The sequence below is a fragment of the Arthrobacter sp. 01T428 genome, from assembly GCF_056398685.1.
In genome coordinates, this window is record NZ_JBFTPW010000015.1 from 12,958 (window position 1) to 34,038 (window position 21,081).

At 64.4% G+C, this 21,081-nt stretch carries 21 protein-coding genes; 12 read left to right on the forward strand and 9 right to left on the reverse strand.

Going from position 1 to position 21,081, the window contains the following annotated elements; genetic code table 11:
• The first annotated feature begins 185 nt into the window (after window positions 1–185).
• Window positions 186–506 (forward strand): GYD domain-containing protein, encoded by a 321-nt coding sequence (locus AC1DJB_RS16010; RefSeq protein WP_284753769.1) that lies wholly within the window; start codon window positions 186–188, stop codon window positions 504–506.
• A 180-nt stretch (window positions 507–686) separates the two neighbouring features.
• Here AC1DJB_RS16010 and paaZ read toward each other — a convergent pair whose 3' ends face one another.
• Both paaZ and AC1DJB_RS16020 read right to left on the reverse strand, forming a co-directional pair.
• Window positions 687–2,789 (reverse strand): phenylacetic acid degradation bifunctional protein PaaZ, encoded by a 2,103-nt coding sequence (paaZ, locus tag AC1DJB_RS16015; RefSeq protein WP_441433098.1) that lies wholly within the window; start codon window positions 2,787–2,789, stop codon window positions 687–689.
• A gap of 146 nt (window positions 2,790–2,935) precedes the next feature.
• On the reverse strand, window positions 2,936–3,661 hold the full coding sequence (locus AC1DJB_RS16020) for a tyrosine-protein phosphatase (protein ID WP_441433099.1): 726 nt from the start codon (window positions 3,659–3,661) through the stop codon (window positions 2,936–2,938).
• Window positions 3,662–3,922: 261 nt separating this feature from the next.
• Between AC1DJB_RS16020 and AC1DJB_RS16025 the strand changes: the two genes are divergently transcribed.
• From AC1DJB_RS16025 to AC1DJB_RS16055, 7 genes are all read left to right on the forward strand, one after another.
• Window positions 3,923–4,936, forward strand: a complete 1,014-nt coding sequence (locus tag AC1DJB_RS16025; protein ID WP_059389543.1) for a LacI family DNA-binding transcriptional regulator — start codon at window positions 3,923–3,925, stop codon at window positions 4,934–4,936.
• A 159-nt stretch (window positions 4,937–5,095) separates the two neighbouring features.
• A complete protein-coding gene (locus tag AC1DJB_RS16030) occupies window positions 5,096–6,331 on the forward strand; it encodes a sugar ABC transporter substrate-binding protein (protein WP_441433100.1) in 1,236 nt (411 codons plus the stop codon).
• A 10-nt stretch (window positions 6,332–6,341) separates the two neighbouring features.
• Window positions 6,342–7,376, forward strand: a complete 1,035-nt coding sequence (locus AC1DJB_RS16035; RefSeq protein WP_441433101.1) for a carbohydrate ABC transporter permease — start codon at window positions 6,342–6,344, stop codon at window positions 7,374–7,376.
• Between the two features lie 175 nt (window positions 7,377–7,551).
• Window positions 7,552–8,304, forward strand: coding sequence for a carbohydrate ABC transporter permease (locus AC1DJB_RS16040; protein WP_441433143.1), 753 nt, complete (start codon window positions 7,552–7,554; stop codon window positions 8,302–8,304).
• Window positions 8,305–8,405: 101 nt separating this feature from the next.
• On the forward strand, window positions 8,406–9,173 hold the full coding sequence (locus AC1DJB_RS16045; protein WP_307054594.1) for a ThuA domain-containing protein: 768 nt from the start codon (window positions 8,406–8,408) through the stop codon (window positions 9,171–9,173).
• Window positions 9,170–10,303, forward strand: a complete 1,134-nt coding sequence (locus tag AC1DJB_RS16050) for a Gfo/Idh/MocA family protein (RefSeq protein WP_441433102.1) — start codon at window positions 9,170–9,172, stop codon at window positions 10,301–10,303. The genes AC1DJB_RS16045 and AC1DJB_RS16050 overlap by 4 nt, the downstream gene beginning before the upstream one ends.
• 192 nt (window positions 10,304–10,495) lie before the next feature.
• Window positions 10,496–11,341 carry an SGNH/GDSL hydrolase family protein gene (locus AC1DJB_RS16055; RefSeq protein WP_441433103.1) on the forward strand — a complete coding sequence of 282 codons (846 nt, stop codon included), beginning with the start codon at window positions 10,496–10,498 and terminating at the stop codon, window positions 11,339–11,341.
• Between the two features lie 49 nt (window positions 11,342–11,390).
• On the opposite strand, the gene AC1DJB_RS16060 is transcribed toward AC1DJB_RS16055, so the two are convergent.
• Window positions 11,391–11,984: a GNAT family N-acetyltransferase gene (locus AC1DJB_RS16060; RefSeq protein WP_441433104.1), complete on the reverse strand. Its 594-nt coding sequence runs from the start codon at window positions 11,982–11,984 to the stop codon at window positions 11,391–11,393.
• A gap of 146 nt (window positions 11,985–12,130) precedes the next feature.
• Between AC1DJB_RS16060 and AC1DJB_RS16065 the strand changes: the two genes are divergently transcribed.
• Window positions 12,131–13,075, forward strand: coding sequence for an endonuclease domain-containing protein (locus AC1DJB_RS16065; RefSeq protein WP_441433105.1), 945 nt, complete (start codon window positions 12,131–12,133; stop codon window positions 13,073–13,075).
• Between the two features lie 90 nt (window positions 13,076–13,165).
• On the opposite strand, the gene AC1DJB_RS16070 is transcribed toward AC1DJB_RS16065, so the two are convergent.
• The 5 genes from AC1DJB_RS16070 to AC1DJB_RS16090 form a co-directional block, all read right to left on the reverse strand.
• Window positions 13,166–14,029, reverse strand: a complete 864-nt coding sequence (locus AC1DJB_RS16070; protein WP_441433106.1) for a 3-hydroxyacyl-CoA dehydrogenase family protein — start codon at window positions 14,027–14,029, stop codon at window positions 13,166–13,168.
• Between the two features lie 2 nt (window positions 14,030–14,031).
• Complete coding sequence (locus tag AC1DJB_RS16075) at window positions 14,032–14,832, reverse strand: enoyl-CoA hydratase/isomerase family protein (RefSeq protein ID WP_306959175.1); 801 nt, start codon at window positions 14,830–14,832, stop codon at window positions 14,032–14,034.
• Window positions 14,832–16,055, reverse strand: coding sequence for a thiolase family protein (locus tag AC1DJB_RS16080; RefSeq protein ID WP_059389534.1), 1,224 nt, complete (start codon window positions 16,053–16,055; stop codon window positions 14,832–14,834). The genes AC1DJB_RS16075 and AC1DJB_RS16080 overlap by 1 nt, the downstream gene beginning before the upstream one ends.
• Window positions 16,056–16,185: 130 nt before the next feature.
• A complete protein-coding gene (locus AC1DJB_RS16085; RefSeq protein WP_284990070.1) occupies window positions 16,186–16,845 on the reverse strand; it encodes a pentapeptide repeat-containing protein in 660 nt (219 codons plus the stop codon).
• The gene (locus AC1DJB_RS16090) at window positions 16,845–17,303 is read right to left on the reverse strand and encodes an SRPBCC family protein (RefSeq protein ID WP_059389532.1); all 459 of its coding nucleotides are present in this window, start codon (window positions 17,301–17,303) and stop codon (window positions 16,845–16,847) included. The genes AC1DJB_RS16085 and AC1DJB_RS16090 overlap by 1 nt, the downstream gene beginning before the upstream one ends.
• 73 nt (window positions 17,304–17,376) lie before the next feature.
• Here AC1DJB_RS16090 and AC1DJB_RS16095 point away from each other — a divergent pair, with 73 nt between their 5' ends.
• Window positions 17,377–18,102 (forward strand): dienelactone hydrolase family protein, encoded by a 726-nt coding sequence (locus AC1DJB_RS16095; RefSeq protein ID WP_441433107.1) that lies wholly within the window; start codon window positions 17,377–17,379, stop codon window positions 18,100–18,102.
• Between the two features lie 62 nt (window positions 18,103–18,164).
• Here AC1DJB_RS16095 and AC1DJB_RS16100 read toward each other — a convergent pair whose 3' ends face one another.
• On the reverse strand, window positions 18,165–19,643 hold the full coding sequence (locus AC1DJB_RS16100; protein WP_284990072.1) for an amino acid permease: 1,479 nt from the start codon (window positions 19,641–19,643) through the stop codon (window positions 18,165–18,167).
• A gap of 201 nt (window positions 19,644–19,844) precedes the next feature.
• On the opposite strand from AC1DJB_RS16100, the gene AC1DJB_RS16105 reads away from it, so the two are divergent.
• Both AC1DJB_RS16105 and AC1DJB_RS16110 read left to right on the forward strand, forming a co-directional pair.
• On the forward strand, window positions 19,845–20,573 hold the full coding sequence (locus AC1DJB_RS16105) for a CPBP family intramembrane glutamic endopeptidase (RefSeq protein WP_441433108.1): 729 nt from the start codon (window positions 19,845–19,847) through the stop codon (window positions 20,571–20,573).
• Between the two features lie 67 nt (window positions 20,574–20,640).
• A complete protein-coding gene (locus tag AC1DJB_RS16110; RefSeq protein ID WP_059389530.1) occupies window positions 20,641–21,078 on the forward strand; it encodes a VOC family protein in 438 nt (145 codons plus the stop codon).
• Window positions 21,079–21,081: the final 3 nt, after the last annotated feature.

The window sequence follows — 21,081 nt, forward strand, 5'->3', positions numbered from 1 at the left end:
TTACGCCGAGCGGGATCGGAAAGACCTTGTGGCCGCGCGTCCGCCTAGACCGTTGTCAGGGCGACAGCCTCGGCCTACTATGTGCACAGCCCCCTCGCAGGGGAACAACTCCGGGACCTTCCCTCAACGGGTGATGGGAGCACCTTAGGAGGCCCGAGTCCTGGACATCACGGGACGGGAAGACAATGACCAAATATCTATTCGAAGCAAACTACGTAGGCGACGGAATCAAGGGGCTGTTGCGCGAGGGTGGCACCAAGCGCCGCGATGCTGTGGTCGATGCACTCAAATCCGTAGACGGATCGCTCGAGAGTTTCTACTACGCTTTCGGGGAGACCGACGTCGTCGGAGTCTTCGAGATCCCGGACGCGGCTAGCGCCGCCGCCCTCTCACTCATGATCAATGCGACAGGCGCTGTGCGCCTGCATTTGAAGCCGCTCATGACGGTGGAGGATCTCGACGAAGCTGCCAAGAAGACCCCGACATACCGCGCCCCCGGGCAATAAAACGAACATCGGTCCGGAACGCTCCCCAGTGATGGGGAGCGTTCCGTATGCAGTACACAAGTGAGCGGGCGTCCAGCCAAACCCCCACATACGTGAGCGAGCGTCCGGCCAAACACCCACACGAGTGAGCGGGCGTCCGGCCAAACACCCACATACGTGAGCGAGCGTCGGTAGGGGAGGCTACTTCTCCACGAGGGTCAGGACGTCGTAGGTGGCTACGATTTCGTCGTTCTGGTTGGTCAGGACGGCGTCCCAGGCTACTTCGCCGTAGTCGTCGGTCTCGCGCGGAGTGATCTTCTTGGCCGTAAGCGTGACCCGGATCGAATCCCCGGCGGCAACGGGAGTGATGAAGCGCAGGTTCTCCAGCCCGTAGTTGGCCAGGACGGGGCCCGGTGCCGGCTCCACGAACAGGCCGGCGGCCCAGCTGAGCAGCAGGTACCCGTGCGCCACGATTCCCGGGAAGAACGGATTGGCTTCGGCTGCTTTCTGGTTGGTGTGGGCGTAGAAGGTGTCGCCGGTGGAGTTGGCGAAGGCCGTGATGTCGTCCAGGGTGACCTGCCGCAGTTCGGACCGCACGGCGTCGCCGATCCGCAGGGTTGCCAGCGACTTCCGGAACGGGTGCGTACCTTCGGTCTCCACTGTGAAGTTGCGGTCCGCGCCCGTGTGCCAGACGCCGGTCACGGCAGTGAGCATGTTCGGCGAGCCCTGGATCGCGGTGCGCTGCATGTGGTGCATGACGGAACGGATACCACCGAGTTCCTCGCCACCACCGGCGCGGCCCGGCCCACCGTGGACCAGGTGCGGCACAGGCGAACCATGCCCGGTTGACGAGCGGGCGTCCTCGCGGTTGAGCATCAGGACACGGCCGTGGTGTGCCGCGATTCCCGTCACCAATTCCCGGGCAACAGCAGGATCGTTGGTGCACACGGAGGCCACCAGCGAGCCGCCACCGCGGGCGGCGAGGCGGACGGCGTCGTCGAGGTCCGAATAGCCGATCACGGACGACACCGGACCGAAAGCCTCGAGCGAGTGGACGGCTTCCGAGTCCACGTCGGCCCAGCTCAGGACAACGGGCGACATGAACGCGCCGCCCTCCACGACGCCGATGGTGCCGTCCAGCGAGGTGACCGACGGCGAATCCAGCGTCCCGTACGCGAGCTCGCCACCGGCGTCGAGCATTGACTGCACTGCCGCGCGGACGTCGGCGAGCTGCTCGAGCGACGCGAGGGCGCCCATCGTGACGCCCTCTGCCCTGGGGTCGCCGACGACGACGCGCTCGTCCACGCGCGCGCCGATGGCGGAGACGACGTCGGACACCAGCGCCTGGGGCACGATGGTGCGGCGGATCGAGGTGCACTTCTGACCGGCCTTGACCGTCATTTCGGTGACGACCGACTTGATGAAGGCGTCGAACTCGGGGGTGCCGGGCACGGCGTCGGGTCCGAGGATGGCCGCGTTGAGGGAGTCGGTTTCGGAGGTGAAGCGGACGCCGCCCTGGACCACGTTGGCGTGGGACTTGAGCGAGTTGGCGGTGGAGGCGGAACCGGTGAAGGCGAGAATGTCGCGGTAGTCGAGGTGGTCCAGCAGGTTGCGGGCGGATCCCGAGATGAGCTGCAGCGAGCCTTCCGGCAGAATGCCCGACTCGACGATCGCCTTGACCACGACGGCGGCAACGTAACCGGTGGGGGTGGCTGGCTTGACGATGGTGGGGACGCCAGCGATGAATGCAGGCGCGAACTTCTCGAGCATGCCCCACACGGGGAAGTTGAAGGCGTTGATCTGCGCCGCGACGCCCGGGATGCGGGTGTAGATGTGCTCGCCGGCGAAGGAACCGTCCCTGGACAGGACTTCCATGGGGCCGTCCACTACAACCTGCGAGTTCGGCAGTTCGCGGCGGCCCTTGGAACCAAAGGTGAAGAGCACGCCGATGCCGCCGTCGATGTCCACCATCGAGTCGATCTTGGTGGCGCCGGTCTTGAAGGACGAGGTGTAGAACTCTTCGCGGCGGCCGTTCAGGTACTGGGCGAGTTCCTTGAGCTTGAGGGCGCGCTGGTGGAAGGTGAGCTTGCCGAGCTCGCGCTGGCCCACCGTGCGCCCGTAGTTCACGACGCCGGCAAGGTCCAGTCCGTCGGTGTTGACCGTTGCGAGGATCTCGCCTGTGCTGGCGTCGCGGACGGGGACGCCAGCTGAGGCTTCTGCGCTGGGGGTCCACCACTCGCCCTGGACGAAACTGGGCACGGTTTCAACGGTTGTGGCTTCCGGAGCGACTGCGGTACTGGTCATCGTCGACGGGTCCTTCCAAGGCACGGGCACGAAATGGACTGAACGGCCGCAAATTACTGACCGGCCGTTCGGTAATACAACCCAGAATACATGAGAGGCCCGATCTGCACACTAGATGCCCGCCGGGACGCTGCTTCTACCGCGTACTACCGCGCCGGAGCGTTGAGTTTCGCTCGGATGGCGGAAATTTCTGCCTTAGAGACGCCGTTCGCTCTCAGGAAGGTAGCTGTGTCCAAGGAATGCGCGAATTCCAACAGGCTCACGCTGCGCGATGCCAGCAAGGCCTCGAGTGCGTCTTCCTCGAGAAAGGGATCATGGGCGTGCGGGGCGCGATGGTGGCGGTGGCGCTCGTTGATTCCGCGCATTCCCTGCTGGTAACCCCGCACGATTTCCTCGTCGCCGGCTCCGGACAGGTTCTGCAGCATCACGGCGATGATCCCGCTACGGTCACGCCCGGCAGCGCAATGCACTACAACACCGCCGGGTGCCGCGGCGATGGCTTTGAAAACAGCGGCGAGTTTGTCCGGGAAGAGCCGCACATAGTCGGCGTAGTGGGCAGGGTCTTTCAGGTACGGGCCAAAGCGCTCGGTGAACTCCTTGTCCTCCGGATCTTCGGTGGGGCAATGGACGATCTCGAAGCGAGCAGTCGCATCCGCCGAAACCTCGGGATCAACCTCCCTGGGCTGCTGCTCGCGAAGGGTCCGCAGATCGATCACGGTGCGGATGCCGGCGTCGTACATTTGCTGCCACCCGAGATCGGTGAGCCATTCCCGCCGGCCCATCCGGTACAAGCCTCCGGCGATGTGCCAGGCGTTCACCGCACCGTCCCAATGGACGCCCCGCTGCTTGGCTGCGGTTGAGATCCCATCCATACCGGACAGCTAACCACACGCCGGATAGGTGAGCGAGGGTTTGGAGGAAAGGCGCTATATGTGAGCGAGGGTCGGCAGGAAAGGCGGGATATGTGAGCGGGGGTCGGGAGGAAGGGCGGGATATGTGAGCGGGGGTTGGGTCTTGCGGGTCTTACGTGATCCATGTCATACTCTTTCTCGATACGCATCGACGATGCGTATCGACGCACACCGAAGTACGCATCACCAAGACCCACCGAACCCGGCAAGGAGGCCTGGAACGTGCCCACCAGCAAGGACGTCGCCCAGGCTGCCGGCGTAGCCCAAAGCACCGTCTCGTACGTGCTCAGCGGCAAGCGGCCCATTTCCGAGAAGACCCGGAAAAAGGTCGAGGCCGCCATCGAGCAACTCACTTACCAACCCAACGCCGGCGCCCGCGCCTTGGCAAGCCGCAAGACCCGGGTCATCGGCCTGGTCATTCCGTTCATTCCCGAGCTGGAAATGGGATCGATCATGGAGTTCGTCTCGGTCATTGCCAGCACGGCCCGGCAATTCGACCACGACATTCTCCTGGTCACCGACGACGAAGGCGCCGCCGGACTGAGCCGCGTGGTCGGGCAGCAGATTTGCGACGGCCTGATCCTCATGCAGGTTGAGGACGAGGACGAGCGTCTCCCGGTGGCCCGCAGCCTGAACGTCCCGGTGGTGCTGATCGGCATCCCCCGCGATCCGTCCGGGCTGGTCTGCATCGACGCCGACTTCGAAATGGCCGGTGAACACTGCGTCCGGGATCTTGCGGCCGCAGGCCACTCCGTGATTTCCGTTATTGATTGGCAGCCCGCAGTGATGGACCGCCACGTGAACTACGTCGACCGGTTCTTGCACGGCACGGACGTCGCGGCCAAAGCACTGGGCGTGACCGTGCTCCACCTTCCCGGCGGGACCGACCGCGCCACCATCTCCGAATCGGTGGACAAGGCCCTCGCCGGCACCACCGGCAAGCCCGCATTCATCGCTCCCGACCGCACCATCCAAGACATTCTGCGCCGCGACTTGAGCAGCCGCGGTTTGACCCTGGGGCTGGACGTTTCTGTTATCGGAAGCGCCTCCCCCACCCTCGCCGAGCTCCAACCCATACCGCTTTCCACCATCGATCTGCGCCCGGCTGAAGTATCCCGCCGGGCAGTCAAAATCATGTGCCAACTCCTCGAAACCGACTCCCACGGACCACACGAATCCCTGGAGTTGGTACCCACGGTCATCACGCACCGTTCAAGCACCCTCCGTCCGCAGTGAATCGCCACCCCTGATCCACCGCGTCAACGCTTTTCATCGCAGGTCGCTACTCCGTTACTCCGTTCGTTTCAGCATCGTCGATACGCATCGATGATTCGATAATTCACTTCCCATCAACAAACGCACCATTCCCTTCCTCCACCAACAAAGGAACAGACAATGAAGTCAGCTATCAGGACACGCCGCCCGCTCGCCCTGGCCGTGGCCGCTCTCGTCGGCCTCCCGCTCGCCATCTCGGGCTGCGGCACCACTGCCTCCGCCTCCTCCACGGATGCCGTGAAGGAAATCTCCGTGATGGACTACTACAACAACGAGCCGGACAAGTCCTTCATCGGCGACGCCCTGACCGCCTGCGGCACCAAGGCAGGCGTCACGATCAAACGAGAGACCGTGCCGGGCAAGTCCTTGATCTCCAAGGTGCTCCAGCAGTCCTCTTCGAAGACGCTTCCGGATGTACTCATGCTCGACAATCCGGACCTGCAACAGATTGCCGCTACCGGAGCGCTGGCTCCACTGTCCGATTTCAACATCAGCACCGCCGATTTCGCGCCCGGGGTCCTGAGTGCAGGCACCTACAAAGACAAGGTGTACGGGCTAGCCCCCACCGTGAACACGATCGCGCTCTTCTACAACAAGGACATTCTGGCCAAGGCCGGAGTCACCCCGCCCACCACGTGGGACGAGCTAAAGACGGCGGCCACCAAGCTCACCTCAGGCGAGCAGTATGGCCTGGCCTTCAACGCCAACCCGACCTACGAGGGCACATGGCAGTTCCTTCCTGTCATGTGGTCCAACGGAGGCGACGAGAAGAACATCGACACCCCAGCGACAGCCCAGGCCCTCCAGCTCTGGACCGACCTCGTCAAGGACGGATCCGTGTCCTCCTCGGCGCTGAACTGGACCCAGGCAGACGTCAAGGACCAGTTCATGGCAGGCAAGGCAGCCATGATGGTCAACGGCCCTTGGCAGATCCCGGCGCTCGACAAGAACACCGCGCTGAAATACGGCGTCGTGAAGATTCCGGTCCGTGACGCCAGCCAGACAGCCGTTGCCCCGCTTGGCGGCGAAGTGTGGACCGTTCCGCAGACAGGCAATAAGGCCCATCAGGCCAAGGCCGCGGAAGTGGTGGCCTGCATGAACAGCGACGAAAACCAGCTGGCCATGGCCAAGGTCCGCAACACCATCCCGTCCAAGACCTCGCTGGCCGCAAAGTTCGCCACCGACAACCCCAAGCTCGCCACCTTCACCGACCTCATCAAGACAGCCCGGGCCCGTACCGGCGAACTCGGAGAAGGATGGCCGGCACAGGCRACCAAGATCTACACCGCAATCCAGACCGCGCTGACGGGCAAGGCCTCCCCCGCCGACGCCCTCAAGCAAGCCCAAGGCCAGTAAGCGGCTGGACATGTCCCTCACAACTGATTCGTCGCAACCCAGAGCGCAGGCCAAGTCGCAGGCCAAGTGGCGCGCCAACCTGCAGGCCACAGCGCGCGCAAAGTCCGGCTCGGACAACACCCGGGCCGAGGAGGCAATCCAGTCACCGCGCCGGCGCAGCCGCAAACGCCGCGAGCGCCTCTTCCAGTGGCTGTTCCTGGTCCCTGCCGTGACCTACATGGCGCTGTTCTTCGGCTACCCCGTGGTCAAGAACATCGTGATGAGCTTCCAGGACTACACCACGGCCACGTTCTTCACGGGCGAGGCCCCCTGGGTGGGGTTGGCGAACTACGCGAAGGTGCTGTCGTCGTCGTTGTTTTCAACATCTTTGGTGAACACCGCACTGTTCACGCTGGGATCCATACTGGGCCAGTTCGTGATCGGGCTGGCGCTGGCGATCTTCTTCCAGCGCAAGTTCCCGCTCAACGGAATCCTGCGTTCGCTGCTCTTGCTCCCCTGGTTGCTGCCGCTCATCGTGTCCAGCGCCGTGTGGAGATGGATCCTGGACAAGGACAGCGGAGCCTTGAACCGCTTCCTCGGAGAGATGCACATCGTGAATACGGGCGTTCCATGGCTCACCAGTACCTCGCTGGCGCTGATCGCCGTGGTGGGGGTGAACATCTGGATCGGCATCCCGTTCAATCTGACCATTCTCTATGGCGGCCTCCAGGAAATACCAGGTGAGCTCTACGAGGCCGGTTCCTTGGACGGCGCCACCGGTTGGAAGGCGTTCCGGCACATCACCTGGCCGATGCTGCGTCCAGTGGTGAGCGTGGTCCTGGTGCTCGGCGTCGTCTACACCCTCAAGGTGCTGGACATCATCCTGGGCCTGACCAACGGCGGCCCGGCGAATTCGACCCAGACCATCGCCACCCAGTCCTACGATCTGTCCTTCCACGAGTTCAAATTCGGCGAGGGCGCCGCGCTGGGCAACGTCCTGGTGGTCATTTCGCTGGTCTTCGCGGTCCTGTACTTGCGTGCCAGCCGACGGTCCGTCGATGAGTGAGGAAACCATGACGACGACGAAAATCACCACCCGCCGTTCGGCGCCGGCGAGCGCCCGGAAAGCGAGCGCCCGAAATAGGATCGCCTCCAAAGGCGCCGGACCGGTTCGCTCCGGGACGGGACCCGAGCGCAAAAGGTGGGGCTACACCGTCCTGGCCATCGTCTTCCTGGCCATCATGCTGTTCCCGGTCTACTGGATGGTGAACGCTTCGCTGCAGCCCAACGGCACCACCTTGGAAACCTCGTGGCTGCCGCTCAAGCCGGACTTCACCGGCTACGCCACGGCCATCAGCGAGCAGGGCGGGAACCTGGCCACCAGCCTGGTGATCTCGCTGGGCAGCGTGGTGCTCAGCCTGGCTATCGCGGCGCCGGCGGCCTATGCCTTGGCTTATTTCAAGGTCAAGGGCGCCGGCGTGGTGCTCTTCGCGATCCTGATCAGCCAGATGATCCCGGGGATCGTGGTGGCCAACGCGCTGTACACGGCCTACAACGATCTTGGCCTGCTCAATTCCATCCCGGGCCTGATCCTGGCCGACTCCGCGCATGGCATCCCGTTCGCGATCCTCATCATCAGGGCCTTCATGGACGGCATGCCGGCGTCGGTCATCGAGGCGGCCCGAGTAGACGGTGCCGGGCATGTGAGGGCGTTTTGGTCCATCGTGGTGCCACTGAGCAGGAACTCGCTCATCACCGCGGGGCTCTTCACTTTCCTGTTCACCTGGAGCGACTTCCTGTTCGCCCTGACCCTGACCACCACGGAGGCCGTGCGACCCGTGACATTGGGAATATTCCAGTACATCGGCGCCTACGTGAACGACTGGAGCTCCGTCATGGCCACGGCCGTCCTCGCCTCCATCCCGGCCATCATCCTGCTGGTCGCGGCGCAGAAGTACATCGCGGCGGGCACCGCCGGCGGCGCGGTCAAGTAGGACCAGATCCCGACGGCGGGTCCCACCGCGGGTGCCGAGCTCGCCGCCCGCGGCTCCGCACCGCCGTCGGGCACCAAACCACTAACCTTCAAGGAGAAACCATGTCTGAACCAATCCGCGTCACCGTCTGGAGCGAAAACCGGCACGAAAAGCGCGACGAACTGGTTGCGCGCCTCTACCCGGAAGGCATGCACGGAGCCGTGAAGGCCGGCATCGAGGAGAACCTCGGCGACAAGGCCAGCGTCCGCACCGCCACCCTCGACGAGCCCGAGCACGGCCTTACCGAGGAAGTCCTCGCCACCACGGACGTCCTCACCTGGTGGGGGCACATGTCCCACGGTGATGTGGACGACGAGATCGTCGAGCGCGTGCACCGCCACGTCCTGTCCGGAATGGGCTTGATCGTCCTGCATTCGGGGCACTGGTCCAAGATCTTCACCAAGCTCATGGGCACCTCATGCACGTTGCGCTGGCGCAGTGAGCAGGACCGCGAACTGGTCTGGACTGTGGACCCCACACACCCCATCGCGAAGGGCGTGCCGCACCCCATCGTGATCGATCAGCAGGAAATGTACGGCGAGTTCTTCGACATCCCCACTCCGGAGGAGCTCGTGTTCATCAGTTCCTTCAGCGGCGGCGAGGTCTTCCGCTCGGGCTGCACGTTCCGCCGCGGCCACGGCAAGATCTTCTTCTTCAGTCCCGGCGACCAGGACTACCCGGTCTACCACCACAAGGACGTCCGCCGGGTCATCTCCAACGCCGTCGAATGGGCAGTCACCGATCGGCCCGAGCGCGCCCACCCCGAACTGCTGCGCTACGAGACCAACGATTTCTTCAACGGCAAGAGCTACCAGGGAGCCAACGCATGAGTACCCCTTTCGCCACCCTTCCCGACGACGGCACTCCCCTTCGCGTCGTCGTCGTCGGCGCCGGGGGGATGGGCCGCGCGTGGCTCCGGACGGTCCAGGAGTCGCCGCTCGTGGAGCTGGCGGGCATCGTCGACCTGGATTTGGATGCCGCCCGCGCCGGCGCGGCGGCGATCGGGCGTCCCGATCTGCCGGTGGGCTCCGGGACCGCGCAGCTGGCGTCCGACGTCGGCGCCCACGCGGTCATCAACGTCACCGTTCCGGTCGCCCACCATCCGGTGACCACGGAGGCGCTGGCTGCAGGGCTCCCGGTGCTCGGCGAAAAGCCCGTGGCTTCCACCGTGGCCCAGGGGCTGTCGCTAGCCGCGGCGTCGGAGCTTAGCGGCCAGTTGTTCATGGTCAGCCAGTCGCGCCGGTACAACAGGCATCTTTTCGAGGCCAAACGGCTTTCTGCTTCTCTAGGCAGCGTGGGGATTGTCTCCGCCGAGTTCTTCAAGGCGCCGCATTTCGGCGGATTCCGGGATGCCATGGACCACCCGTTGCTGCTGGACATGGCCATCCATCAGTTCGACATGGCCCGGTTCCTGCTCGACGCGGATCCTGTCTCGGTGTTCTGCGAGGAATACAACCCGTCCTGGAGCTGGTACCGCGGCGATGCAGGGGCCACCGCCATCTTCGAAATGACCGGTGGGGAGCGCTTCGTGTTCACTGGAAGCTGGTGCAGCCCGGGTCAGGAGACCTCCTGGAACGCGGCATGGCGGATCAGCGGCGAACACGGCACGGTCCTGTGGGACGGCGACAGCGAACCTGTGTCCTCGTTGGGCGCTGATTCGGGCCCCGGCGGCGACGATCCCGGGCAGGAGATCGCCGGTTCGCTGCGTGACTTCGTGACTGCCCTGCGCACAGGGAACACTCCCATGGGGCAGGTCCACCAGAACATCATGAGCCTGGCCATGGTGGAAGCGGCCATGCTCAGCGCATCCACCGGCACCCGCATTTCCGTGGACGCGCTGCTCGAGGAATCGTACTCCCAGGCCGTCCTGACGGAACGCGACCCGGACGTACTGGAGGTCCTCGAGTCCTGGACCTCAGTCCGCAGCGCCCTCACCCCTCCAGCCCACCAACCCAACTGACCCCGCCGTAGCCGACCCAACTAACTCGCAGTTGTTGTCGTTATGAGCCCTCATAACGACAACAACTGTCAGCCAGTTGGGTTTCCGTAGTCGTGGGCCCGCAGCTCGCGTAGTCTGGCCGCAAGACTGCCGGGCTGGGGTAGCCCGCGCCGCCAAGCGGCACTGCAGATCGACACGAGGGGGATATCAATCATGCAAGCAGCTAATTCGCGACGCCGGTATGGCCGCCTGGCGGGCGCCGTCGCCGTCGTCGTACTCCTGGCAGGATTCGGCGCGGGACCCGCACAGGCGACTACAGCGAAACCGGCCGATGTCTATGTGGCACTCGGCGATTCCTATGCCGCCGGCACGGGCGGCAGCAGTCCCGCTCCGGGCTCATTTCCGGGTTGCCATCAGAGCCTGGACAGTTACGCCGCCCTTTTGGGCGGGCTGAACCTGGGCTGCTTCGGCGCAACGTCGCTAGCCGTCAAGGCGGGCCTGGACAACCTGTCCACCTCCGACCCCGCTGCGATCGCCTTGGGGTCCACTACCGAAGTCTCCGTCACTGTGGGCGGCAACGACGTCGGCACGGGAGTTGTGGCGGTGGCATGCACCAGTGCCGATGCCCTGGCCTGCGCTTCGGCCGTGCAGGGCGTGGCGAACGCCCTGCCCGCGCTACCCGGCAACATCGTGGCTATGGTCCAGTCCATCCGGCAAAAGGCACCCCACGCCGACATTGTGCTGACCGGCTACCCGCGCTTGTTCACCGTCGGCCCCACGATGCCTACCGCCGAGAAACAGTTGGCCACCACCCTGAACGGATTGGCTGACCAATTGAATGCGACCATCGCCGGCGCCGCCTCCGCCGCAGGGGTGGGCTATGTGAGCGTGACGGAACGGTTCACCGGGCACGGCATCGGTTCCAACAATCCGTGGATCCACTACACCCAGCCATCGCCTTTGGATCCGCCCGAGCTCGCGTTGGAGAACTTCCATCCCACCGACGCCGGCTACTCCCAGGGCTACCGTACGGCCGTGAACAGCGCGCTCAAGAAATAGCTGGCGTCAGCCGCGAACGCGCCGGAGCGCGGTCGTTCGGTGCACGCGCTCAGGACCGCTTCGCGAGCCTGAACTCGAGCCCGGTGCGCACCGCGGGCCACTCGTGTTCGAGGATGGAGAACACCACCGTGTCTCGGAGCACTCCGTCCAAAGTCCGCGAATGGTTCCGGAGGACGCCGTCCTGCTTCGCGCCCAACCGTGCGATGGCCTCGCGGGACTGGTGGTTGAGCCAGTGCGTGCGGAATTCGACGGCTGGGCAGCCAATGGTTTCGAAAGCGTGACGCAAGAGCAACAGTTTGGAATCCGGGTTGCTCCCGCTGCCCTGTGCCGAGGCTGCGTTCCACGTGGAACCGATCTCGACACGCGGAGTGGCACCGTCGATGTTCATGTAGGTGGTCATGCCGATGAGCTTGCCGGTCGCCTTCAACCGGGTCGCGAACGGAAGCATGGATCCTTGCTCCTGCAGCCCGAGCCGGCGGTCGATCTCCGCGGCCATGCCCTCCGGCGTCGGGACCGAGGTATACCAGAGCTTCCACAGCTCGCCGTCTTTCGCGGCATCCACAAGACCGTCGTGGTGCTCGGGGCCAAGGGGCTCCAGGGTTACGAAGCGACCGTCCAGGGTCACGGGTGCAATGTGAGTCACCCAGCCAGCCTAACCGACCCAACTGGCTCGCATTTGTTGTCGTTTTGGCGGCTGTAAACGACAACAACTGCGAGTCAGTTGGGCTGCCGGGGCAATTGCCTGTGGATAACTAAATATGGCGTTCCAGGATTTGCAACGATAAGGCGATGAGGACCCCGCAACCCTTGCCGGCGCTGCTGGCCGGCGCCCCGTTCACCTTTCAAGAAGCGCTCGACGCCGGTGTGAGCCGGCGGCGGTTGCGGCACCGATCGCTCCCCTCGCCAAGCCGGGGCATCAGGATTCCGGACCACGCATTGGTTCCCGGGCAGGCGACGGACGTCGGTTTCATCCGGCCTTTCACCGCGGTGACCGAGTTCTCGGCCGCGTCTCACGCCACAGCCTTCGGTTTGTGGTCGTTCCCGGGGTTCCTGCCAGGCAGCGATGATCCGCGCATCCATATTTCGCGTCCGGACACCATGGCCATTCCTCGACGAACCGGGGTGGTTGGGCATGTGGGGCAGTTCTTCGACGACGAAATCACCAGTCTTGACGGTCTGTTGATCACCACGCGCACCCGGACCTGGCTTGATGTGTCCCGGAAGATGAGTGTGGATGAACTGACGGTCGTTGCCGACCATCTGGTCCGGATCCCTCGGCCCGAGTTTGAGGGCAGGGCAAAGCCGTACGCAACATTGGAACAATTGGCGGACATGCTGGACCGGCACAAAGGCACGCCTGGAATCCGCAAGGCCCGTTTGGCACTCGAACAGGCACGGATCGGCTCGGACTCGGCACCCGAAACCCGGCTCCGGCTGGCCCTCGAAAACGCCGGACTGCCCGAACCGCAACTGAACGTGGCCGCCGAGCTAGGCGCCGGCGTCGTACGTCAACCGGACCTGGCCTATCCGGAACACCGGGTGGCGGTCGAATACGACGGCGAGCCGCATTCCGAGCCGGCCCAGATAGTCCGGGACATCGCCCGCGAAGAGGATTTCGCCCGTGCCGGCTGGCACTTGGTGAGGATCTCCAAACGGCACATGGAGAACGACGCACGGTCCGCCGTCGCGAAAGTCCGTGCCGTGCTCCTGGACCGAGGCTGGACACCCAAGTGACGGTTCGCCCCCCCAAGTAGCTCGCAGTTGTTGCCGTTATGGGGCGTCAAAACGACATCAAATGCGAGTCAGTTGGGTGGCCCGGAAGCGCTAGTCAGTCCAGTCGAAGAAACCCTTGCCGGTCTTGCGGCCCAGCTCGCCGCGGGCAACCTTGTCGCGCAGGATCTGCGGAGGGGCGAAGCGCTCCCCCAGGGTCGAATGCAGGTACTCGGCGATGCCCAGGCGCACGTCCAGGCCCACGATGTCCGTGGTCTTGAGCGGTCCCGTGGGGTGCTTGTAGCCGAGCACCATGGCCGCATCGATGTCCTCCGCGGAGGCCACGCCTTCCTCCACCATGCGCATCGCCTCGAGTGCGATCGCCACGCCCAGCCGCGAGGAGGCAAAGCCTGGCGCGTCATTGACGACGACGGCGGTCTTGCCGAGTGCCTCGGTCCAGCTTTTCGCCGTGGCGGCGAGCTCCGGTGAGGTCTCCTTGGCCAGGACCACTTCGATGAGCGTGGAAGCCGGGACCGGGTTGAAGAAGTGCAGGCCCACGAAATTGCCAGGCCTCCGAAGTTGCGAAGCGAGGCCGGTCACGGAAAGGGACGAGGTGTTGGAGGCCAGGAAGGCGTCAGCGGAGAGGTGCTCCTCCACAGCATTGAGGGCCGCAACCTTGAGTTCGTAATCCTCGGGCACGGCTTCGACCACGAGCCCGCAGTGCACGAAGGAGTCGTAGTCGGTTGAGGTGCTGAAGCGGGACAGGGCTTCTTCGGCTGATTCCGTCAAGGTGCCTCGGGCGGCGGACTTGGCCACGGCCTCGGCAACGCGAGCTTGCGCACCGGCGGCGGATTCGTGGTCCCGCTCGACGACGATCACGGTGGCGCCCTTGATCAGGAAGGCGTGGGCGATGCCGGCGCCCATGCGGCCACCGCCGAGGACACCGACAACATGCGGGATAGCGGGCGTTGCTGTCATTTTCAGGTCCTGTCTGGGTTGTCGCTGGACGGGTTGTCGCTGGATTGCTTGGCGCTCTTCTTGTCCAGGAACGCCTGCATGCGGTCGAACTTGGCTTGCGATTCGAAAAGCATGCCTTGGGCCAACGTGTCGATCACGGGGTGTGCCTCGGCCGGAGCGTGGAACACGGACTTGGTGATCCGCACGGCCAGGGGGTCCTGCCGGCCGATCCGGTCGGCAAGGTTGTGGGCCGCTTCCATCAGCACGGGAGCTTCATGGATCTGGGTGATCAGATTGATGCGAAGGGCTTCCTCGGCACGGAGGACCGCCCCGGCCAAGAGGATTTCCTTGGCGATCGGCTCCCCCACGAGTTCCTTCAGGCGCCAGGTTGCACCGGCCGCCGCCATGATGCCCAGTCCGGTTTCCGGGTTGCCGATGCGCAGGCTGGGCGTGCCGATGCGGAAGTCCGCGGCGTAGGCGAGTTCGGCTCCGCCACCCAGACAATAGCCGTCCAGGGCCGCGATGACGGGCATGGGCAGCTTCGCGATCCGCACGAAAATGGTGGAATTGATGCCGCGCAGGGCGTCGTCACGGCGACGTTCCCTCAACTGGCCGATATCAGCACCCGACGCAAAGACGCCTTCGACGCCGGCAATGATCAGGATTTTGGGCTCTCGCTCAAGGTACTCGCACACCTGATGGAGTTCGTCCACCATCTGCTGGTCGATCGCGTTCCGGACCTCGGGCCGGTTCAGCAGCACGGTTACGCGGTCCTCGCGTTCCTCGATGAGCAGCGTTCCGAATTCCTCGGGGTTCAACGCCATTACATGCCTTCCAGGAGAATGGCGGCGCCCTGCCCGACGCCGATGCACATCGTCGCGAGGCCGATCTTACGGTCCGCGGTGCCCAGCTCGCGTTCCATGCGGCCCAGCAAGGTGATCGCGATGCGCGAGCCGCTGGAACCGAGCGGGTGCCCCAACGAGATCGCACCGCCGTCGAGGTTCACGATGTCCGGATCCAGGCCCAAGCGCCGCATGCTCGCGAGCGATTGCGTCGCGAAGGCTTCATTGAGTTCGACGGCGCCAAGGTCGCCGACCGTGAGTCCCGAACGGGCCAGGATTTTCTGGGAAGCCGGAACCGGGCCGATGCCCATGATTTCCGGTTCGCAGCCGGCCGAGCCGCCGTCGATGATGCGGGCCCGCGGGGTGAGGCCGAACTTTTCGATGGCGGCCTCGGACGCAACGATGATGGCGGAGGCGCCGTCGTTGAGCGAGGAGGAGTTGCCCGCCGTGACAACGGATCCGCCGGCAACCACTGGACGGAGCCCGGCGAGGACCTCCATGGTGGTTCCCTCGCGTGGGCCTTCGTCGGTGTCCACCACGGTTTCGCCCTTGCGGGTCTTCACGGCAACCGGAACGATCTCTTCCTTGAAGCGGCCGCCGGCGATGGCAGCAAGCGCGCGTTCGTGGGAGCGGACGGCGAAGGCATCGGCGTCTTCCCGGGAGATGCCGTCCACGCGGGCGACTTCCTCGGCAGTTTCCGGCATGGAATACGTCATCTTGCCGCCGCGGGACAGCTCTCCCTTGGTGAAGAGGGGATTGGCAAAGCGCCAGCCGATGGACGTGTCGAAGATCTGGCCCGGTTTGGCGAAGGCTGTGGTGGGCTTCTCCTGTACCCATGGGGCCCGGCTCATCGATTCGACGCCGCCCGCCACCACGATGTCCGCAGCACCGGCCTTAATCATGTGGCTGGCCATGATGATGGCGCTCATTCCGGAGGCGCACAGGCGGTTGACCGTGATGCCGGGGATGTGGAGGGGCAGTCCCGCCAGAAGGGTGGCCATGCGGGCGACGTTGCGGTTTTCCTCGCCGGCGCCGTTGGCGTTGCCTAGGATGACTTCATCGATGGCGTCGGGGTCGACGCCGGCACGGGCCACGGCTTCGCGGACCACGAGGGCTGCCAGGTCATCAGGCCGGACCGCGGAAAGCGCGCCGCCGTAACGGCCTACAGGGGTGCGGGCACCGCCAACAAGAAAAGCCTCGACCATGAGAACATCCTTCGCGAAGGGAGCGGGGCCGGAGAATAATTTACCGACCGTTCGTTCTATAAAGATTACACGGCGCCGCGCGCCGGTCAACCGTCGCCCGGCATACCATCACCTAGCAGTCAACTGTCACTCAGACCACCCGGATACCCAGGTGTCCGGCCAACAAGGGTGCCAGCAGGCTGAGCTGGTAATCGTCAATGACCACCCCGGACAGGCCGCCGAGTCCATTGATCATCCGGAAGTCCGAGCCCCGCAGGTCTACGTCCTTGAGCTTGGCCCCTGAGACATCCAGCGTCCCGATGGTGCAATCCTTCAGCACCATGCGCGTCGCAGTGCAAGACCCGAGGTCGAGCTCGTTGATGATGCAGCCCGTGATCACCACGTCCGTGAGTTTGGATCCACGCAAGTTCAGGAAGTCCAGCTTGCCGCCGTCGATCTTTACCGAATGCCAGGCACCCTCGTACATCTCCGCTGAACCCCACCGCGGGTTGCTGATCTCCACTTCGCGCCACGAGGTGCGTGCGGCCGTGAATACCGGCGCGTAGGGCTCATTCAGGATGCAGTCCCGGAACGTCGCGCCGCGCAGTTGTGCCTCGTTGAAGGAGACTCCGTTGAATTCGCACTCGATGAAGTCCGCCCCGCTCAGCTCCGCGCCGTCGGCCACCGCGCGGGTGAGGCGGACGCCGTCGTACCGTTCCCCGCGCTGGAAATCCGGCGCGGGATCGTCGCGGAGCTCGTCAAGCCTGATCGGGGAGATGCGGGGCGCCGTCACTTTGGCAGCCGCCGCCATCAGAGCGCCTCCGCTTTCGCCGCGATCTCCGCGAGATCCTTCGCGAGCGCCTTGCGCGTAATGCTCATCCCGAGCTTTCCGAACGCGGCCATCATGACCTTGCTGAAGAACGTCGGCTGGAGGACCTCGGCGCCGAAGAACAACACCAGTTCGGTCCCGCCGTCGCGCTCTTCCAGGGTGAATCGGGTGGTGTAGTCCGCACCGCCCTGCTGGGCTTTGACCGTGGTGCCACGCGGCGGATCGATCTGGGCAACGTGCATTTCCACGGTCTCCTCCCGGCCCATCATGGCGCGGGTTTCCTTCCACCGAGTGCCCTCGCCGTAGGGGCCCTCACTAAGCATTTGAATGGCTTTGACACCGGACAGGGTCTTGGCCGAGCCGGGAATATCCGTGATGACAGCCCAGACTTTCTCGCGGGTGGCATTGACGTGCTGGCTGAGAGTGGTGCTGTGGTCCATGCATCGAGCCTAACGGCGACTGCTGACAAAAACAGCCGACAAAGACGCTTGCGCCGTCTGGCAGGATTGCACCATGGTGCACATCGACTTGAGCGCGGACAGTGCGGCGGCAGGAGGCTCCCGGACCCTGCGGGGGTACCTTGCCGAGCCCGACGGCGAGGGGCCGTTTCCCGGCGTCGTCCTTATCCATGAAGCCTTCGGGCTCGACGACGTGATGAAGCGGCACGCGGACCGGCTCGCCGCGGCCGGTTACTTGACCCTCGCCGTCGACCTCTACAGCGACGGCGGCGCGAGGCGCTGCCTCGTGGCGACCATGCGCTCCCTGGGGTCGGGCACGGGCCGAGCCTTCACGGACGTGTCCACGGCACGGTCCTGGCTCCGCAACGATGCCCGCTGCACCGGGAAAGTGGGAGTCATCGGCTTCTGCATGGGAGGCGCCTTCGCCCTGCTCGCAGCCCATGACGACTTCGAAGCCGCCTCCGTGAACTACGGCCAATTGCCACGGAACCTTGAGCAGGCTTTGGAAGGCGCATGCCCGGTGGTGGGCAACTACGGAGGCAAGGACCGGACGTTGCCGGGAGCGGCCGCGAAGTTGGAGGCCGCGCTGACGAGCCTCGGGATCGAACACGACGTCAAGGAATTCCCGACGGCGGGCCACGCCTTCATGAACGACGTCCCGGTAGGGCCGCGGCCACTGCGGCCCTTGATGCGGGTGATGGGCATCAAACCCGATCCGGCCGCCGCTCCGGAAGCCTGGCAGCGGATCGAGGACCACTTCGCGAAGTACCTGAAGGGCTGAACCAACAACGACGGCGGGCACCCCCTTGAGAGGAGGCGCCCGCCGTCGTCGGCTAGTACGCGCTAGCTAAAAAGCTCGCTCTTCGGTTCGTTGTTCTTGACCTTCTGCCAGCCGAGCCACAGCACCAGGGCGAAGAACGGGATGGTGGCCAGGGTCCAGAGGCCCAGGAGGAACACCTCGCCCGTTGCCTTGTCCGTCATGGTGTCCATGCCGATCAGCACGGTGATGGCCAAGAGTGCGATCAGGCCAACCCAACTGGTCCACGGCGAACCCGGCATGGGGAGGCTGGAGACGTTGCCCTTCTTCTTGCGCAGCGCGATCTGGCTGGCGAAGATCGAGCCCCATGTGAAGATGACCCCGATCGAAGCGGTGTTCAGCGCGAGGTCGAAGGCGTGCGAACCACCCAACCAGATGTTGAGCAGGATGCCCACGAGGTACACGGCGCCGATTGCCAGGATGGCCGCGTACGGCACGTGGCGGGTGGACATCTTGGTGAGCCACTTGGGGGCGTGTCCATTGTTGGCCATGGTGCGGAAGATGCGGCCGATCGAGTACAGGCCCGAGTTGCACGAGGACAGCGCGGCGGTGATGACGATCATGTTCATGACGTCGCCCATCCACGGCAGGCCCATCTGGCCGAACACCGTGACGAACGGGGAGGTACCCGCGTGGTACTGGTCCGAGGGCAGGAGCATCGCCAGCAGGGTGACGGAACCGACGTAGAAAACCACAATGCGGATCACGACGGCGCGGATCGCCTTGGGAACTTCGCGTTCCGGGTTCTGCATCTCGCCGGCGGTGATGCCGACCAGTTCGATGGCGTTGTAGGCGAAGATCACGGCGTTGAGGACCAGGATCATCACCAGGCCGCCCTTGGGGAACATGCCGCCGTCGGCAGCGAAGAGGTTCCCGACGGACGCGTGGCCGGTGCCGACCTGCGCGTTCGTTACCACCATGAAGGTGCCCACGGCGAGGAAGATCAGGATCGCGGCGACCTTGAGGCAGGAAGCCCAGAATTCGAACTCGCCGAAGGCCTTGACGCTGAACAGGTTCACGGCCACCAGCAGCACCAGCGCGGCGATGGCGGACAGTTCAACGGGAACGTTCGGGAAGAAAAACTGGAAGTACAGGCCGATGGCAATGAGTTCGGCGATGCCGGTCATGGCCCAGTTGATGAAGTACATCCAACCGGAGAGGAAGGCGCCCTTCTTGCCGAACATTTCACCGGCGTAGCTGACAAAGGAGCCGGAGGTCTGGCGGTACATGATCAGTTCGCCGAGGGCCCGCATCAGCAGGTAGGCGATGACGCCGGCAATGGCGTACGAGAAAATCAAGGCCGGACCGGTGGAGGCGAGGCGTCCGCCCGCGCCCATGAAGAGGCCTACGCCGATCGCGCCACCCATCGCGATCATCGTGACGTGGCGGCGGCTCAGGGTCTTCTGGTAGCCCTCGGCGCTGAGGTTTTCGGAAGTTGTAGCGGTACTGGGCGCAGCCAGGGTTCCCGGCTCACGCTGAAGGTCGGTTGTGGTGTTTTGAGGCACAGCTGTTCCTTGTGGGTTGAGGAGATACCGGCCCTGGCTTCACGCGCATCGGCACAAGCAATTCGAGCTTTCAGCCTGTTGGCAAGTCGAATCAGTGGCGAAAACACGGAAGCGTCGAAGGTAAATCCGGCAAAACCATCTTACCCGGTGATTTCGGCGGAGCGTGACGCGGACAACAAACAGGGGCGTTACGCTGGACATATGGGCACCATTCCGCCAGCCGGCAGGCTATACCGTTTCACGGGCTTGGACGCTGCGGCTTTCGGACTCTATGTGTCATTGGCGGCTGTCCTCAGCCTCGCCACGGCCCCGGTGACGGCTTTCGTAGAGCACGTCTTCCCCGACCCCGCCACCGCCGTCTTCGCCATCAACCTCGCTTTCTACGCTTCGGTGGGGCTGTTCGCGGTTGCGGCTGCGTGGCGCGTCATAGCCCGGGATCTCCTGATCCTGGCCACCCGTCCGTGGTTCACGCTCGCCATGATTCCGCTGTCCATCGTGGCGATGCTGGTGATCACCGCCATCCTGGTGACAGTTACCGGCTCGGCCAAGGAGTCGCAGAACCAGCTGGGCCTCCAGTCCCTGGTCCTGCAACTGCCGGCCTGGTTCGTGGTGCCCTTGCTGGTGGTGTTGGGACCCTTCGTGGAGGAATACCTGTTCCGGCACCTGCTCATCGGCAAGCTGTCCCGTCGCGTCAATATTTGGCTATGTTGCGCCCTGTCCGTCATGTGTTTCGCAGCCATCCACGTGGTGGGACGTGAGGGCCTGGTGCTTCCGGCCCTGGCCCCGTACCTCGGAATGGGAGTCGTCCTGGTGGCCGTGTACGTCTGGACAGGAAAGAACGTGATGTTCTCCTACTTCGTTCACGCCGCCAAGAACCTGTTGGCCGTGGTGCTGATCTACGCGATCCCGCCGCAACTCCTCGGCGGCTAACCAACCCGGACCGGAACTGTCCGCTTGACACTTCCCCGGCCACGCGCCGTCGTCGTAGGTTCAGTCCATGGCACTGAACTTTCAGGTAGTGATCGACTGCAAGAATCCTCACGTCCTGGCCGATTGGTGGGCCGAGACGCTCGAGTGGATCGTGGAGCCCCAGGACGAGGCGTTCATCCGGTCCATGGTGGATCAAGGCTTCGCCACGGAGGAAGAGACCACCACCCACAACGGCAAGCTCGTGTGGAAGGACGGCGCGGCCATCGGCCCGGAAGAAGACCAGGACAAGGACACCCGCCGCCGCTTCCTGTTCCAGACCGTTCCGGAGGATAAGACCGTCAAGAACCGTGTCCACTGGGACGTTCGCCTCAACGGACAGGACAAGGACGACGTCCGCGCCGCATTGGAAGCGCGGGGCGCGAAATACCTGTGGACGGCAAAGCAAGGGCCGCACGAATGGCACACCATGGCGGATCCCGAAGGCAACGAGTTCTGCATCAGCTGACTG